The sequence below is a fragment of the Agrobacterium salinitolerans genome (genome assembly GCF_002008225.1).
GTDB classification, from domain to species: Bacteria; Pseudomonadota; Alphaproteobacteria; order Rhizobiales; family Rhizobiaceae; genus Agrobacterium; species Agrobacterium salinitolerans.
Window position 1 is genome coordinate 373750 of sequence record NZ_MRDH01000006.1, and the last position, 18481, is coordinate 392230.

General features: G+C 60.6%; 8 protein-coding genes. All 8 read left to right on the forward strand.

Translation table 11 applies throughout. The features are described from left to right. Position 1 precedes the first annotated feature (1 nt). Positions 2 to 781 (forward strand): amidohydrolase, encoded by a 780-nt coding sequence (locus BS627_RS05905; protein WP_077982302.1) that lies wholly within the window; start codon positions 2 to 4, stop codon positions 779 to 781. A gap of 136 nt (positions 782 to 917) precedes the next feature. After that, a complete protein-coding gene (locus tag BS627_RS05910; protein ID WP_077982926.1) occupies positions 918 to 1577 on the forward strand; it encodes a TetR/AcrR family transcriptional regulator in 660 nt (219 codons plus the stop codon). A gap of 404 nt (positions 1578 to 1981) precedes the next feature. After that, complete coding sequence (locus BS627_RS05915; RefSeq protein ID WP_077982303.1) at positions 1982 to 9103, forward strand: type I polyketide synthase; 7122 nt, start codon at positions 1982 to 1984, stop codon at positions 9101 to 9103. A 142-nt stretch (positions 9104 to 9245) separates the two neighbouring features. Next, on the forward strand, positions 9246 to 13409 hold the full coding sequence (locus BS627_RS05920; RefSeq protein WP_077982304.1) for a hotdog fold thioesterase: 4164 nt from the start codon (positions 9246 to 9248) through the stop codon (positions 13407 to 13409). Positions 13410 to 13423: 14 nt separating this feature from the next. Continuing rightward, complete coding sequence (locus tag BS627_RS05925; protein ID WP_077982927.1) at positions 13424 to 15070, forward strand: PfaD family polyunsaturated fatty acid/polyketide biosynthesis protein; 1647 nt, start codon at positions 13424 to 13426, stop codon at positions 15068 to 15070. A gap of 26 nt (positions 15071 to 15096) precedes the next feature. Continuing rightward, positions 15097 to 16461, forward strand: a complete 1365-nt coding sequence (locus BS627_RS05930) for an aspartate aminotransferase family protein (protein WP_077982305.1) — start codon at positions 15097 to 15099, stop codon at positions 16459 to 16461. Continuing rightward, entirely contained in the window at positions 16458 to 17225 is a 768-nt protein-coding gene (locus BS627_RS05935) for an SDR family NAD(P)-dependent oxidoreductase (RefSeq protein WP_077982306.1), read from the forward strand. The genes BS627_RS05930 and BS627_RS05935 overlap by 4 nt, the downstream gene beginning before the upstream one ends. A 13-nt stretch (positions 17226 to 17238) precedes the next feature. Further along, positions 17239 to 18468: an SDR family oxidoreductase gene (locus tag BS627_RS05940; protein ID WP_077982307.1), complete on the forward strand. Its 1230-nt coding sequence runs from the start codon at positions 17239 to 17241 to the stop codon at positions 18466 to 18468. Positions 18469 to 18481 lie beyond the last annotated feature (13 nt).

An 18481-nucleotide genomic window follows, 5' to 3' on the forward strand; every position in this document is an offset into this window, starting at 1 on the left:
GATGAGTGACAGGGATCTTCGCGTAACGCTTGTGCAGGCCGATCTGGCCTGGGAAAACATCGAGCGGAATTTGCAGCAGTTCGACCGGCATCTCAATGAGATCGAGACGACGGATCTGATCGTCCTGCCGGAGATGTTCACCACAGGTTTCAGCATGAACCCGAAGGCCGTGGCGGAACCCATGGACGGGCAGGCAGTAAATTGGTTGCTGGAAACCGCACGCCGGCATGACGCGGATATCGTCGGCAGCGTGGCGATTGCCGAAGACGGCCGTTATTTCAATCGGCTGATCTGGGCGCGTCCCGACGGCACGCTCATTCATTACGACAAGCGGCATCTATTCACCTATGCAGGCGAGCACGAGCATTATACGCCGGGGCAGGCGCAGCAGTTGATCGAGCTAAAGGGCTGGAGCATCGCGCCTTTCATCTGTTTCGATCTGCGCTTCCCGGTCTGGTCGCGCAATCGCGGCCAATATGATGCTGCGATCTATATAGCGAGCTGGCCCGCCCGGCGGGCCTCCCACTGGAAAACGCTGCTGCCGGCCCGGGCCATCGAAAACCAGTCCTATGTCGTCGGCGTCAACCGCATCGGTATCGACGGCAATGATCTCTCCTATGACGGCGACAGCATGGTCATCGACCCCCTGGGTGAGACATGTTTTCACGCCAATGTGAACGCAACCGTGCATCAGCAGCGGCTCTCCCGTCAATTGCTGGATGAAACCCGGACGAAACTGCCTTTTTTGCGCGAATGCGAACGCTTTGAATTGACCGCCTGATGCCGCTGGCAACCGAAATTCGGTCGGGGCGGGTGCTCCTCCGCCCTCCATTCACCTCTTACGGGTAAGAGCGGGTTGACAAGGGGCCGCGATATAATTAATGGACTAAGCGCTCAATTAATTTATGGGAGCAATCATGGCCCGCAAGCTGGATCCAGCCAAGCATGAAGCCAAGCGGCAGCAGATTCTTGAAGCCGCCATTACCTGCTTCGCGCAAAACGGCTTTCACCAGACCACCACGGCGCAGATTTGCGCGGCGGTTGGCATGAGCTCCGGCAATCTCTTCCACTATTTCGACAGCAAGGAAGCGATCATTGAAACGATCGTTGCCGAAGAACGTCGGGAAACCGCTGACTATTTTGCCGAACTCGGCGCGGCGGACGATCAGTTCGGTGCGATTTTGGGTTTCGTCGACGCCTCGCTGGAGCTTGCGACCGATCCGACCTATGCCCGGCTGGTGCTGGAAATCGCTTCCGAAGCCATTCGCAACCCAGCCATTCATGCGCTTGTACGCACCGCAGATCAGGAAATTCGCGCGGGCATCGCCAATCTCGTGCGCAAGGGAATGGAACGGGGACAGATCGACACCAACCTCGACGCCGAGCGGGCCGCCACCTGGATCGCGGCGTTGATAGACGGTGTTTTCTCGCGTCTGGCGGTCGATCCCGATTTCCAGCCACTTAAAGAAGCTGAGATGATGCATCTGATCGTCGGCCGCTTCCTATCGGCACGGCGATATTCCAAAGCAGCGGATGAAACCGGCCAATGTGCGACGCCGGCAACGGCTGGGGCATAGGCCCGTACCGAATAGTCCTGGAAAACCGGACTGCGGTTTTCATTTTATGTCTCCGGCAGCCGCCGACATGCGGCGGCTGGCTCGCTTGTATCTATGAGAAATCCGATCGTTGATGCGTGGATTTTGACAGCTAGTTTTCACCAACTCAACCAAAGATGTCTGAATTATGAAATTTCAACGTAAAGTATATTAATGCTTTTCAATTGAATGAATATGTGTTTTATACGGTATCAGACACTTAAGTTCGAAATTAACTTACGAATATACTTAATAAATATTCCGATATCGGAGTATTGATTTCGCCTAATTACGCGATAAGACGCGATTATTTCGAATTACATCCTGATTTTCTTGTCTCTGACGGGAGCTTTGCTTTCCGTCCCCAGGGAAGGACTATTATTGTGATGCTGCAGAACCACACACCTACACCGCCCCCTCTGGATATCGCGATCGTCGGCATGGCCAGCCATTTTCCCGATGCGGCCGATCTTTATGATTTCTGGTCCAATATCGTGAACGGTCACGACGCGATCCGCGACGTCGAAACGGTCGATCCGGTGGAATATTGGAAACCGGAGGATTATTACGATCCCGATCCACGCGCTGCCGACAAAGTCTATGGCCGCAAGGCCGGCTTTGTGCCACCGATCAATTTCGATCCGGTCGGTTTCAAGTTGCCGCCGCTGATGCTGCAATCGATCAGCACGGCGCAGCTTTTCGCGCTGCATGTTGCTAAACAGGCCATGGCGGATGCTGGTCTCCTGGGGCCGGGGGCCGACAAGGTCGACCGCGACCGGATCGGCGTCATTCTGGGCGGCTCCGGCAACGGCAATACGGCGTTTTCACTGGCGGTGCGTCAGCAAATCCCGTTCCTGCGTAATATCCTCCTCAATAGCGGTTTGTCCGCGGAGGTGGCGGAAGACACGGTCGAGCGATTGCAGGGCCTGTCGCTGGAATGGAACGAGGATAGTTTTCCCGGCTTTCTCGGCAATGTGGCCTGTGGCCGCATCGCCAGCTATTTCGATCTCGGCGGCACGTCCTACATGGTCGACGCCGCCTGCGCGAGCAGTCTCGCCGCCATCAAGGCCGCTATCGGTGAATTGACGGATGGCAGCTGCGACGCCGTTCTGACCGGCGGCGTCAATCTCGAAAATTCGATTTTCTCTTTCCTGTGCTTCAGCAAAACGCCGGCTTTATCGAAAAGCAACCGCTCGCGGCCCTTCGACAAGAAATCGGACGGCATGATGCTGGGCGATGGCGTTGGTTATCTGGTGCTGAAGCGGCTTTCGGACGCCGAGCGTGACGGCGACCGCATCTATGCGGTGATCCGGGCGCTCGGCGCTTCCAGTGACGGCCGCGCCAAGAGCATTTTCGCGCCGCGTTCGGAAGGTCAGGTAAAGGCGCTGAAGCGCGCCTATGCCCAGGCGGGATTGACGCTGGCCGACATTCAGTTGATCGAGGCGCATGGCACCGGCACGGAATCCGGCGACGAGACCGAGATCAAGAGCCTCCTCAGGCTGTCCGAGGAGCAGGGTATCGATGGGAGCCATTCCATCGCCATCGGCAGCATCAAATCGCAGATCGGCCATACGCGTTGCGCGGCCGGCGCGGTGGCGATGATGAAAGTGGCGCTCGGCCTTTATCACAAGGTTCTGCCGCCGACGATCAATGTGGAGGAACCGACAGAGGCTCTGACCCGGCCGTTCTACATCAATACGTTGGCGCGGCCGTGGATGCGCCCGCCGGGCGGCGAATTGCGGCGCGGGGCGCTCAGCGCCTTCGGTTTCGGCGGCACCAATTTCCACGTCATTCTGGAAGAATACGAAGCGGAAACGCGCGAAGAGGCCTATAGGCTGAGCCGGTCGGCGCAGGTTCTGGCGTTTCATGCGCCGACACCCGCCTTGCTGGCGGCGACGTGCCTAGACGCTCTTTCGCAGCTTTCCGGGGAGGCGAAGGCTGCCTTTTTCGAAGCCCATCTGGCGGATGGCGGCAGGCTCGCCCCTGAGCCATCCTCCGCCCGTCTCGCTTTCGCGGCAGCGACGCCGGAAGAAGCGCATGAACTTCTGGCGCAGGCCGTGCCCCTGCTGCAATCCGGGCCTGACAAGGCGTTCGAACATCCGGCTGGCATCTATTACCGGCCCGAGGCGGCGCCGGTTGCAGGCCGTATCGTTGCGCTTTTCCCGGGGCAGGGCGCGCAATATGTCAATATGGGCGCGGGCGTGACCCTTGATTATCCTGAGCTGCGTCAGGCGGTGGAAGAGGCCGATGCCGTGGCGCTCGATGCCGGCTTTCCGCCTTTGTCGGCTGTCATTTACCCGCAGCCGGCCTTTTCCGATGAGGAAACTCTCGCGCAGGCCCGCGAGCTGACCCGCACCGCCAATGCGCAACCGGCCATCGGTGCGGTGAGCGCCGGCTACTTCCGGCTGCTGCGACGTCTCGGCTTTGCGCCTGATTTTGTCGCCGGGCACAGCTATGGCGAGTTGACCGCGCTCTGGGCGGCGGGCGTGCTTTCGGATGCGGATTTTCACCGTGCCTCGATAGCGCGCGGCCGCGCCGTCGAGATGCCGAGCGGCCTTGCCGATCCGGGTGCGATGCTCGCCGCGCAGATGCGTCAAGAGGAGGCAGGAGAATTGCTTGCCGCCGTCCCGGATATCGTGATCGCCAATGACAATGCACCGGAACAGCTTGTTTTCGGCGGTTCCACGGAAGCCATTGCGCGCGCTCATGCCTGGCTTTCGCAGCGTGGCCGCCGCAGCCAGACCCTGCCCGTTTCGACAGCCTTCCACACGTCCTATGTCAGCCATGCGGCCGATCCCTACCGGGAAGGTATTGCCGGCGTCGAATTCACAAGACCGCGCTGCGCGCTTTATTCGAGCGTGACGGCCGAACCCTACGGCGATGACCCCGCGCATTATCGCGATGCGCTGGTGCGGCAGCTCGTACAGCCGGTGCGTTTTCGCGAAATGATCGAGCGGCTCTACGCCGATGGCGGTTATCTGTTCGTCGAGATCGGTCCCAAGGGCATTCTCGGCAAACTGACCGCCGACATTCTAAAGGGCAAGCCGCATGCGATGGTTTCGCTCAATCCAAGCGCCAATGGCGAAGAATCAGTGCAATTGCGCAGGGCGCTGGCGAAGCTGGTGGTGGAGGGCGTGCCCCTTTCCGCGGCTGACCCTTACGCCCGCAAGCGTTCGCCGGAGGAGCGGCCGTCCAGGCAGGCTTCCAGCTTTACCCTTCAGGGCGGTTTTTACCTAACCGAGAAGAACCGCAAGCGACGTGAACATGCGTTGCGCCACGATACGCGCGTGGTGGAGAAATTCCTCGCCGAGCGCACGGCCCGAGGCGGGACCGAACCGTCCGTTTATCCGCCGCCCCAAACCGCGCCTCAGCCCGTACAGAACGCTCCCGCACTGGTTGCAGAACCCGTCTCCCCCAATTTGTCCTCCTCCACTCAGCCCTCCCATGCCACTGACAGGATCGAGATAACAATGACGCGCCAATCCGAGAATATTCCGAAGCCGGACCAGATGGACAGGCAGATCGAAAGCCAGAATTTGCTCAGCCAGCTTCACCAGCAGTTCCAGATCAACCAGAAAGACTATATCGACATGCTGGGGTCTCTGGTCAGCAAGCAGCACAGCCTGCTGGAGAAGTTTCATGGCCATCCGCAGATGGAGAGCATGACCGCAAGTCTGGCCCGCAGCCTGCAATTGCTCGAGCGCAATCAGGAACTCTACCATTCCAACCATGAGCGATATTTCGACAACCAGATGTCGCTGATGAGCGGCGAGGCGGTCCGCAGCCGTGCGCCTGTGCCGGCCCTTTTGCCGAACACGCTGGAGATGCCGAATCCGGCGGAACCGCTGGCATTGCCGCATCATCAGAGTTTGGCGCCCGCGCCGCAGACGGAGACAAAGCCCGCCATTGTGTCGGCTACGCAGCCGTCCGCTGCCCCGGTTACGGCCATTGTCGCTCCGAAACCGGTTGTGCCGACAATGTCCGTTCCTCAGTCAATGCCGGTGGCTGCGCAGGCTCCGTTTCTCAGCGCCGAGGATCAGTCGCGAATCGCAGTCCTTGAAGCCATAACCGAAGAGCGGCTGATCCGCGAATTAACGGAAATCGTCAGCGAGCGCACGGGATATCCGGTCGACATGATCGGCGACCAGATGGATTTGGAGGCCGATCTCGGTATCGACTCCATCAAACGTCTGGAAATTTTCGGCGCGATGTTCGACCGTCTGTCGAATGGCACGCGGCTTCTGGACGACGCGGACAAGAACCGCAACGACGAGAATTTCGATATCGAAACCATGAGCAATATCGCCAAGATGACGCAGTTCTTCCTGCGCACGGTCGAAGAATTGCTCGCCGGCATCAAAGGCTCGTCGCCCGCCGTCACACCCGCCGCAGAAGTCGTAACGCCGTTAGCGGTGGCGGCTCGGACTCTCAGCCCCGAGGATCAGGCGAGAATTGCGATGCTTGAAGGGATCACCGAGGAGCGGCTGGTGCGTGAATTGACGGAAATCGTCAGCGAGCGCACGGGCTATCCGATCGATATGATCGGCGACCAGATGGATTTGGAGGCCGATCTCGGTATCGACTCCATCAAACGTCTGGAAATTTTCGGCGCGATGTTCGACCGTCTGTCGAATGGCACGCGGCTTCTGGACGACGCGGACAAGAACCGCAACGACGAGAATTTCGATATCGAAACCATGAGCAATATCGCCAAGATGACGCAGTTCTTCCTGCGCACCATCGGCGAATTGCTGGCCGATATCAAAGGCGTGTCACCCGTGACCGCCGTTATGGAAACGCCGAAGCCTGCCGCCCCCGCCAGCGCGTCTGCCGCGGTCGGTGCTTCCGTCGTGACCCTCCAGCGTCTCGGTGTGGTGACATCCACGAAGCTCTCCGGCACGGGCGACGAGGAGGACTCCCAACCAAAAAAAGCTTTGGCTGAGCGGGATGCATTCGCGCCTCTTGCTCAGCCGGTTATCGCCGCCCCTGTCGTCTATCGTCACCTTGTGGTGCGTCAGGACCTTTCGCGGCCGGACAGAATGCCGCTGGCGCTCGCCGCCGGCCGCATCTGGCTTATCGTCGATGACGGCAAGGGATTGAGCGAGATATTGGCCGCGCGCCTGATGGGGCAGGGGCAGAAAGTCACCCGTATTCAATTGTCCGCGCCGGCAAAACCGGCAAAGGGCAAAAGAACCGCAAAGCAGCAAGCTGCCGGAACGGCCGTGGAGGGTGTGAGAGATTACAGTCTCCAGGACCGAGGCAAAGCGGCCATCGAGACTTTGATCGCCGAAATCGAACAGGCAGAAGGTCCGATTGGCGGCTTCATCCATCTGCAACCTGCAACTGGAGCGGCATCGCTCGGTGAAGTCTTTGCCGAGGTCGGTTATGACGCCGCCGAGACGCTATTCACCATGGCCGGCGTCCTGCAACCGCGACTGACGCATGCAGAGGGGCGCAGCACCTTCTTCGCCGTCAGCCAATATGACGGTGGGCTGGGAACGGCGGGCAGGGGCCTCTTCAACGCGGCCGGCGCGAGTGTCGGCGGATTGGCGAAATCGCTCGCCGTCGAATGGGAAGACGTCTTTTGCCGCTGGGTGGATATTGATCCGGACCTCACGGCTGAAGAAGCGGCCGACCTCATCATCGAGGAGCTGGAAGACCCGCAGACAGCGCTGGTGGAGGTTGGACGCGGTTCTGAAGGATCCCGTATGACCCTGACAGGCCGCGCCGAACCGGTGACTACCCAGCAGGAGACCGGGCTCAATGCGGACAGCGTGCTGCTCGTCAGCGGCGGAGCGCGCGGAATTACCGCCGATTGCGTGATTGCATTGGCCGAACGTCACCCGGTCCGTTTCGCCCTGCTGGGACGCACGGATATCGATGCGCCGCTGCCCGAATGGGCCGAGGGCATCGAGGGCGATGAGGCCCTCAAGGCGGCGGCGATTGCGGCCATGCAGGCCGAAGGCGAACAACCGACGCCGGTAAAAGTGGAAAAAATGCTGATTGGTCTGCGCCATGCGGCACAAATCCGCCAGACCTTGGTCAGGATTGAAGAACTGGGCGGCAAGGCGGCTTATTTCGCCTGCGATATCGCCAACGCGAATGATGTCGAGCGCACGGTCGTCGCCGTCGAGGAAACCCTCGGCAAGGTTACTGGCATCATCCATGGCGCTGGCCTTTTGGCCGACAAGCGTATCGAGAAAAAGACCGCTGAGGATTTCACTGCGGTTTTCGATACCAAGGTGCGCGGCCTGCAAAACCTCATTCAGGCGCTCCGGCCGGAGGCAATAAGGCATCTGGTGCTGTTTTCGTCCGTCTCAGGTTTCTTCGGCAATGCCGGGCAAACCGACTACGCCATGGCGAACGAGGCGCTGAACAAGTTCGCGCATATGTTCAAGGCGAACTATCCCGATGCTTTCGTCCGCAGCATCGGCTGGGGTCCGTGGGATAGCGGCATGGTCAATGACGTGCTCAAGAAGGCGTATAGTGAGCGCGGGCTGGCGATCATTCCGGTGGAAACGGGTATCAGGTTCTTCGCCGACGAGTTCGGCTCCGGCGAGGCTGCGCAGATCCTGGTGGGCGGCGACAGCTACAAGGTGGCGTACACAGTCAAGACGATAACGGCCTCGCGCATTGTCGAACGCGTCGTCAATCTCGATACCGCGCCTTTCCTCGCCGACCATGTGGTCGACGGGCGGTTCGTCCTGCCGGCGACGGCGGCAGCGAGCTGGCTGGTGAAGCTAGCGGAAGACATGTTGCCCGGCTACCGTTTCGAGACCCTGCTCGGCTTCAAGGTTATCAAGGGCGTTGCTTTGCATAGCGGGGAAACCTGCCTTCTGGAAGCGCAGATCGAACCGGCGGTGGCGACCCATGGCCTGGCTGCCGGCGACCGGCATGCGCTGACGATCTCGGTTTCCAGCGGGTCTGGTTCCGAACGTCACAACCGCTATATCGGCACCGTGGTCCTGAGCCGTGAAATGAGCCTTCGCCCGCGCCTCGGTTCCTTTGATCTGCGCAAAGATGATGAGCCGCTGGGTTATCCGCTCTATGGCACGCCGCAGGAAGGCCCGCTGCTGTTCCACGGTCCAAGTTTCCGGGGGCTGCGGGAGGTGCTGAATGGCGGCGACCATGGCCTGACGCTCGCCTGTGAGCTCACGCCGGTGGAAGAAGCGATGCAGGGGCGGTTCCGCACCACATCCTTCAACGCCTATATCGGCGACGTCTTCATGCAGGCGCCGTGGCTGTGGTTGATCCTCGGCAGCGACTATGCCGGATTGCCTTCCGCCATCGGCCGTGTCGACCGGTTCGCCACGCTCGGTTTCGGTGAACCGTTCTTCCTCTCCATGACGATCAAATCCCTCACACAGGCAAGCCTGCTGGTGGATATCGCCGTGCATGACGACGTGGGGCAGCTCCATTTCCGGCTGTCGGATGTCCAGTTCACCATTTCCCGGCAATTGCGCGAGCGGCTGGTGGGACGTGAAGAAAAGGTCGAGGCGGCTGAATAGCCGCCCAACAATTCTTCGGAAAAGCGAAGGCTTTCCGGGGCACCCGTAACAACAGGCAGAGAGACTCATTCCACATTCCGCTTCTGGTCGTTCAGGCCGGGAACGCTCTCTTCTGCGCGCAATTTGACGAAGGACTATGGCGATGGGACAGATAGCAATCACGGGACTCGGATGCGTTTTCCCAGGAGCGGATTCGCCGGACCGTTACTGGCGCAATCTGGTCGAGGGCAGGGACTGCACCTCCCCGCTTTCCGCCGTCGAACTGGGCGTCGATCCCGCCCTTTATCATCATCCCGAGCCGGGAACGCCAGACCACATCTGCTATACTCGCAATGGACATGTGCGTGACTTCCGTTTCGATGCCGAGGGTTACCGGCTGCCGCCAAATGAGCTTCGCGCGCTCGATCCGCTGTTTCACTGGACGATGCATGCCGCACGGCAGGCGCTTGAGGATAGCGGCTCGTCGCCGCAGCGCTGCGGCCTGATTGCCGGCAATATCGGCATGCCGACCCATTCGGGCAAACGGCTGATGTCGGGTTTTTACCATCGCATCCTCGAGCCTTATCTGCGCGAATTGCTCGACAGGCCGGATTTTAATTTCGCCTCCTATTGGGATGCCTCGGGTCTTTCCGGGCTCAACCTCATGACCGGCAGCCACAATGCCACCATCGCGGCTCTGGCGCTCGGCCTGTCCGGCCCGACCTATGCCATCGATGCGGCCTGCTCCTCGGCGCTTTATGCGATCCGCGTCGCGAGTTCCTACCTTCTCGACGGCAGCGCCGACATGATGCTGGCCGGCGCGGTCTGCCATGCCGATCATATTTATCTCGACCACGGCTTCAACGTGTTGCAGGCGTTTCCGTCCGATGGGCGTTCCGTTCCCTTCGACCGCGCTTCGCAGGGGCTGAAGGCCGGGGAGGGCGCTGGCATCGTGGCGCTGAAACGTTACGAGGATGCACTCCGTGACGGAGACCGGATTTACGGCGTTATCGAGGCGATCGGCGTTTCCAACGATGGCGGCGCCAAACATATGCTGCTGCCGGACTCGCATGGGCAGATGCTGGCGCTGCGGCGCGCCTATGCCGGCATTTCGCCCGACATCGACTATCTGGAATGTCATGCGACCGGCACGCCGGCCGGCGATCAGGTGGAGCTTTCCACCATCGAGCGTTTCTTCGGCGAAACCGCGCTGCCGCTTCTTGGCGCAAACAAGGCCAATAACGGCCACAGCCTCACCGCATCCGGCATGGCGAGCCTTCTGAAAGTGCTTCTGGCCATGCGCCATGATCTGATACCGGCGACGCTGGATATCGAGAACCTCGTCGCCACGCCGAAGGGCCTCGTCAACCGCGACCATATCGTGCGGGAAAACCACCCCTGGGCAAAGGGGGGAAAACCACGCCGCGCCGGCATCAACGCCTTCGGTTTCGGCGGTGTGAACGGCCATATGGTGCTGCGCGAACATGTTGCCGATGGGGCTGTTCCGGTCGCCGCGAGCACGCGGGTCGTGGCTCCGGCAGAACTGGATATTGTCGGCATCGCCATGGCCCTACCGGGAACTGACAATGTGGAAATCTTCCGCGAGACCATCACCACCGGACGCCAATGGTTCCAGCCCCTGCCGCGCACGCGCTGGCTCGGCCTCGAGCAGCGCCGCGATATTCTCGCCATCGGCGGCATGGATGAAGCGCCGGAGGGCGGTTATATCGAGAGCTTCGATTTCGATTGCCGCCATTTCAAGCTGCCGCCCAAGGTCATCGGCAATCATCTTCTCGCCCATGCCTTCTTGTTGCCAGTGGCCGAGCGGGCTTTTCTCGATGCGGGTTACGCGCTCGACGGGCAGAGACGCAATATTGCGGTGATCGTCGCAAGGGATGTCGATCATAGTTGCCTGCGCTATCAGGCGCGCAACGAGATCGGTTGGCAATTGCGCGATAGCCTCGATCGGTGCGGCATTACGCTTTCCGCCGAGCAGATGCAGGCGCTGCAGGAGATCGTCAAGGACAGCCTGTTTCCGGAACCCTTCCCCGAAGGCATCACCGGCGGGGTCGGCAATATTGCGGCAAGCCGTGTCGCAGCGCATCTGCGGCTCGACGGTCCGGCCTTCGCACTCTGCTCGCATGAAAGCTCGGCTTTCAAGGGGCTGCAACTGGCACGCTACATGCTCTCCGAACATATGGTCGACGCGGTCATTCTGGCGAGCAGCGCCTGCGATGGCGGGCTTGAAAACATGGTCTATGCCACGCCCCATCGCAGCCAGCCGGTGGGCGAGGGCTGCGGCGTGCTGATGCTGGAAAAGGCCGGGAGCGGGGCGGTTGGCCGTGCCTATGCGCGCCTGCGCGGGCTCGAAATTCAGCACGACACGACCCCTGACGTGACCTTCCAGCCATCGGCGGATGCGGTGGCGCGCACGGCGCAAACCTGCCTGCAAAAAGCCGGCGTCGCACCTGCGGATATCAGCTATATCGAGCGCTACAGCATGGCGCAGGACGCGGAGGCGCGCGTCGAGGCGGATGGGCTGGAAAAGGTCTATGGCACGTCGGTTCCGGTTGGAAGTTCCAAGAATAATTACGGACATCTCGGTGCGGCGTCCGGCATGCTCAGCCTGATCAACACGGCGCTGGCTCTACATTACGGCCTGTCGCCGCGATCCACCAACGGGCGGCAGCTGGCGGCCGTCAGCGGCATGGGTGTCGACCGGGCCTATGCGCATATCGTGCTCGAAAGTCCGGCCTCGGCGCGGCCGCATGCCACGGGTCCATCGGTGAAGGCGCCGGTGGCCGATCCGCTGCTGGTCAGGGTTTTCACCGGACGGGAACGCACCATCCCCGAGGTCATTCTCGATCCCGCCAATATCGCCCTCTTTCAAAAATCACGGTTCGGGACGCCGCATCGGCCGTCCCCGGCGGTGGTGGCCGAATCTTTCCCCAAACCGGTTACCGACTGCCTCCAACGCCTGCCGCTGGACTGGCAGCAGAGGCAGGCGGTCCGCAATGCCCGCACAAATCTGCGCTTCATGCAAACGGAACAGGGGTTCTATCGTCGCCTGCGCCATATGATAGCCAGCGAAACGGTCGTGCCTTCGCGCCCCGTGCTGTTCGACGAAGCGCAACTGGTCGAGCTGACGGACGGTTTGGTGAGCCGCGTGCTCGGGCCGGATTATGCACTGGCCGATAGCTACGCGATCCGCACACGTATGCCGTCACCGCCCTATATGTTCGCGTCCCGCATCACCGATACGACCGCAAAAGCAGGAGCGCTGGAGCCGTGCCGCATCGAATGGGAACTCGATCTGCCTGACGACGCCTGGTTCATGTGCGAGGACAAGGTTCCGGCTTTCGTGGCGCTGGAATCCTCGCATGCGATGATCGTCGCCTTCACGCTCATCGGCTGCGACCAGCTCTTCAGGGGCGAGTTCCGCTATCGGGCGGTGGACAGCCGCACCTTCGTTTACGGCGAAATGCCGCGCACCGGCGAATTGCTGCGCGGGCGGGTGGATATCAAATCCTTCCTCAAGGTCGGCCGCAATATTCTGGTCTCCTATGAATATTGGTGCCTTGCGGATGAGCGGCCCGTCTTCCGTCTAGAGGCGAATTCCGGCTTCTTCCTGCCGCGCGATCTGGAACGGTCAAAGGGGGTGGATCCAGCGCCTTTCCTCAAGAATGACGGCCCGGTGCGAAACCCGTTCACGCCGCTTCTCACCTGCACGAAACAGCATTTCGGCAATACCGAGATCGAGGCGCTGGGCGCTGGCGATCCCGTCGGCTGCTTCGGACCCGACTATCGAACCGACGCCGTTCCGCCAAAGCTCTGGACGCCAATGGCGCGGATGCTCGACCGGGTCGTCTCCGTCGACCCGAAAGGCGGGGCGTTTGGCCTCGGCTTGGTGGTGGGCGAGCGCGATATCGATCCCGACCATTGGGCTTTCAGGGCGCATTTCAAGAACGACCCCTGCCTGCCCGGAACGCTGCTGGTGGAAGGCTGCGAACAGCTCCTCAAATTCTACCTTGCCTATCTCGGGCTTTATTCGGCTCCCGGCCTCCATGGCCACACGCTGACCGATCACCAATACAGCGCCAAGTTCCGCGGCGAGGTTAAGCCGCAGCGCGATATGCTGCGCTACCGGCTGACCTGCAAATCGATCGACGTCGCCTATGGCGAGGATGGCGTCACGCTGGAGGCCGCATCCTTCGTTTTCGTCGCCGAGATCATCCACAAGGACAATGTCATCGGCATTTGCGACAATCTCGGCGCCGGTTTTTCCCGTCGCCGCAACGACCAATCATCATGGGTGGCCGCAGCATGAAAGAGAACCTGCACATGAATTCCAAACCGCTTCTGCGGGCATGGCGAAAACAGGCCGGTAGCCCCGCTTCCATCGAGACGACCGGCCGGCTTCTCGCCGATCTCGGCCGCCGGCTCTATGTGGTGAATGCAGGCGACCGGCTGTCGCTTGAAACGACATGCAACGACGCGCAGGCGTGCGAGGGCATGGTGCCGGCGCTGGAACCGCAGCAGCTCGGCGATCCAGCCTTCCTTCACGATTACGGCGTGCGCATGGCCTATTACGCCGGCGCAATGGCGAATGGCATCAATTCCGAGGACATGGTGATTGCGCTAGGCCGGCAGGGGCTTCTCGGCTTTCTCGGTGCGGGCGGGCTCGGCCGCGAGCGTGTCGCATCGGCGCTGGCGCGCATCGGCGCGGCTCTCCCACATGGACCCTGGGGCGTGAATCTTCTTCACAATCCCGGCGATGCCGAATGGGAGATGGACGTGGTGCGCCTGTGCATCCGCCACGGCGTCAGGGTTGTGGAAGCATCAGCCTATATGAACCTGTCGCCGGCCGTTGTTTACTGGCGTGCGTCCGGGCTTGCCCGAAATGGGCAGGACGGCATCGACATCCGCCACCGCATCATCGCCAAGGTTTCGCGGCGCGAGGTGGCGCAGCATTTCATCCATCCGGCCCCGGAAAAAATATTGGCGAGGCTGGTGGAGGACGGCCTGATATCTGCCGATCAGGCGGAGATGGCGGGCGAGGTGCCGATGGCAGACGATATCACCGTCGAGGCCAATTCCGGCGGCCATACCGATAATGGCGTGCTGAGCTGCGCCTTTCCTTCCATTGCGGCGTTGCGTGACGACATCGTCGAAACCCGCGGCGAGGCGTTCCGCGTCCGTATCGGTGCGGCGGGCGGTATCGGCAATCCGCAGGCGGTTTACGCCGCTTTCGCCATGGGCGCGGCCTATGTCTGCACCGGTTCGATCAACCAGGCCTGCATCGAGGCAGGCACCTCGCCACAGGTGAAATCGCTGCTCGGACGCGCCAAAATGGACGATGTGGCGATGGCGCCATCCGCCGACATGTTCGAGATCGGCTCCAAGGTGCAGGTGCTGAAGGGGGGCACCATGTATGCCATGCGTGCGCAGAAACTCTATAATCTCTACAAGCAATATGACGGCCTCGAAGATATTCCGGCCGCCGAGATCGCCGGTCTGGAGAGCGTGATTTTCCAGAAATCGCTGCCGCAGGTCTGGGAGGAGACACGGCAGTTTTTCAAGGCGCGCGGCAATCCCAAAATTCTCGAAGCGGCGGAAGCGCATCCGAAGAAACGTATGGCGCTGGTCTTCCAGTGGTATCTCGGCCAATCCTCCCGCTGGGCGATTTCCGGGGCGAAAGCCCGCGCGGTCGACTACCAGATATGGTGCGGCCCGGCCATGGGCGCGATCAACGAGTGGCTGCGCGGCAGCCCCTATGAGGCGGTTGAAAGCCGCTCAGTCTTCACAATCGCTGATCTTATGATGCGCAATGCGGCCTATCTGGCGCGGCTTGCCGCCCTTAAACATGCGGGCATGCCGGTGCCGGAAGCGCTTTATCGTTACCGGCCTTGGGCGGGCCATTCCGCGCCGCACCTCATGCGGTCCTCACCAAACTCCTCCCTGCCAATCGGAACCGTCCCGGCAGCATAGCCGGCCCAACTGGAGAAAGCACAGCCATGATCACAGATACAGACAGCAAGCTGACGCTGAAGATTTCGCGCGATTTCTACAAGCGGCTCTGGGAACTGATGCCGGGCGGCACCCACTATAATTTCGGCGATGCCGAGCGCGCCTTCGTCGTGCCCTTCAACAAGGGCCGCAATTCCCGCGTATGGGATCTGGATGGCAACGAACATCTGGATTTGTTCTGCAAATTCGGCGCGCTTTTCGTCGGTCACCACAACGAGGCCTATAATGAGGCGCTGATCCACTACATGGAAAAGGTCACGTCCGTCGATACCTGCGATCTGGAGATCGAGGTGGCGGAGTTGATCATCAAGCACATCCCCTGCGCCGAGATGGTGCGCTTTTGCCTCAGCGGCACGGAGGCGGTGCAGAATGCGCTGCGGCTGGCGCGAGGTTTTACCGGCAAGAACCGTTTCATCCGCTTCCATGGCCATTATCACGGTAATGCCGACAACGTCATGGGTTTCCGCAAGAAGGACAATCTCGATTTTCCCGTGCCGGAGAAATACCAGGGCGACATGCTCGATACGCTCGGCCGTGCGGAAGGTGTGCTTGAAAGCCAGAGCTTCATGCTGCCGTGGAACGATATCGATGCGCTGGAAGCCACCATCCGCCGTTACGGTAATGAGATCGCGGCCGTGCTGATGGAGCCGATCTGCATCAATGGCGGCGGTATCTTCCCGGTCGAAGGTTATCTGGAGCGGACGAAGGAACTGTGCGAAGAGAATAATATCGTTCTGATCTTCGACGAGATCATTACCGGCGTGCGCCTCGGCCTCGGCGGTGCGCAGGATATTCTCGGTGTGACGCCGCATCTCGCCACCTTCGGCAAGGCGCTCGGCGGCGGTTCGATGCCGATTTCCGCCATCGCCGGCCGGCGCGACATCATGGACCTCTATACGCGCGGCAAGGTCATCCATGCCGGCACGTTCAACGGTTATCCGTTGGGTCTCGCTGCGATCAAGGCGACTTTCGACATCGTTGAAAAGGATCCCGGTTGCTACGACCGGATGCGCCGCTACACCGAGCAGATCTCGGGCGTCTTTACAAGGGCGGCGAAGGCAGCCGGCATGCCGCTCGTCATTCAGGGCATGCCGACGGCGCTGGTCTATCACTCGCGGGAAGAGCCGGTGGATCGTTCCGAGGGCTATTCGCACAAGGTGAAATTCTGCGACATTATCATCCGCGAGGTGAGCAAGCGCCACGGCATCCAGTTCTCGCCGCTTTCGCGCATCTATTCCAACCTCCTGATGAACCAGGACGATGTGCATTTCTTCGAGGAACGCATTTCCGATGCGCTCGTCAATGCGCGCAAGGTCATGGAAATCGCCTTCAAGGACGAGGAAGTCGCGTGAGCCAGCAAGTTGCGGTCGTGACAGGTGCTTCCGGGGGCTTCGGCGCCGCCATTACCCTCTCATTGCTGGAGGTGGGTTATGCTGTGGCGGCAACGGATATCGACGTCGCCGCGCTGCAACGCCTTGCGCGGGAGGCCGGCAATCCCGAGCGGCTCGGCATTTTCGCCATGGATGTGACGAACCATGGCAGCGTCGAGCAGGCGTCGGGCGCTATTGCCGATAAAATGGGACTGCCGGTGACCGTGCTGGTCAATAATGCCGGCATTCTCGACCGCACCTATTGCGTCAATGATCGCAGCCAGACGCAGTCCCGCAAGGTCATCGACGTCAACCTTGCGGGCGCGTTCAACTGCACCGGCGTATTCACGCGCTCCATGGTGCGCCAGCGTTACGGGCGCGTCATCAATATCGCATCGATTGCGGGCATCTGGGGGGCAGGGGGCGGGGCTGCTTATGCCGCCTCCAAGGCTGGCCTCATCAAGGCTTCGGAATCCTGGGCGCAGGAGCTTGGCCAGTTCAACATCAGCGTCACGGCGATTGCGCCGGGTATCTGCAAGACCAACATGTCGAAGCCTTTCGAACAGGAAGGCATCAACGACACGGTGGCCGATGAACGTCTGGTGCGCTCCATCGTGCCGGTCGGGCGCTGGGGCACGCCTGAGGATGTGGCGGAAGTCGTGACTTTCCTTGCCACCTGCAAAACCAATTATCTCAATGCCGCGGTGATCCCCATGGATGGCGGCATGCGGGTCGGAACGCTGTGAACGGAGATCGGCGATGACATATGGGAACGATATAGAAAACATCCTGCTGACCGGCGCCACCGGCGTGATGGGCGGCCGTCTGCTGCAGGAACTATTGAGCGCGACGAAAGCGACGATTTATTGCCTTGTACGCGCGACCGATGCGGCAGAGGCAAAAAGCAAGATTGAAAGCGTTTTGTTCTGCTACGATGAGGAGCGAAGCCTGAAGCAGGAGGCCGACGCGCGCATCGTGCCAGTTCTCGGCGATGTTTCCCGGTCCAATCTAGGCTTGCAACGGCAGGTGTGGCGCGATCTTGCCGCCAGGATAGACCTTGCGCTGCATTGCGCGGCCAATGTCAATCTGATCGCCTCCTACAGCAGGATCGCGCCAGTCAATGTCGGCGGTTCGGCTAACATGGTGGAGCTGTGCCTCGAGGGGGAAATTCCCCTTTTGCACACATCGAGCTTCAGCGTCATTGGCGACAAGATCTATGAGGATTTCACGCTTTATGAGGATGCGCTCGATGTCGGTCAGCGTTTTCCCGACATGGATTATGAACGCTCCAAATTCGAGTCGGAAAAGCTGATGCATGCCGCCGGGCAAAAGGGCCTCGATTTCATTATCGTGCGGCCGGGCAATATCTGGGGCGACAGCCGCACCGGGCGTTATCCGTTGACGCAGACCAAAGTGAAGGGCATTTATTACGAAGCCGTGCGCGCCATCGTGGAAACCGGCTTCACCTTCGCGTCTGATGAGGATTTCGACATCACGCCGGTCGATTATGTGGCGCGGGCAAGCCTTCACCTCGCCATGAACTGGCGTGCGCATAACCGCCGCACCTTCAATCTCGTCAACCCGAAGCCCATCGACTGGAATACGTTGGTGGAACAGGTGCGCGATTGCGGCTACGTGATCCGCGAACTCTCGCGCGACAATTATTTCGATGCGCTCAATCAGGGCCGAATGCTGCGGGAGGGCAAGGCATACAGCTCGGTCTTCACCGATCTGCTGTCAATGCTGGGAAATGGCGACTATGTACGCGACAGCGGCAAATACGATACTGCCAACACCCGGAAGGCGCTCTCGGGAAGCGGGATAAGCTGCCATGAATGCGATGTCATGCTGATGATGCGCTATCTCGACTATGCCTTCGAAAAAGGTTTTCTGCCGCTCGCCGGTAGCGGCTTTCCGCTGGCCGAAATTTCCAGGACCGTCGTGCCGCGCGGTTTCATGGAACGGCTTTACGACGCGAAGCTGGTTTAAGCGCGTGCAGGGG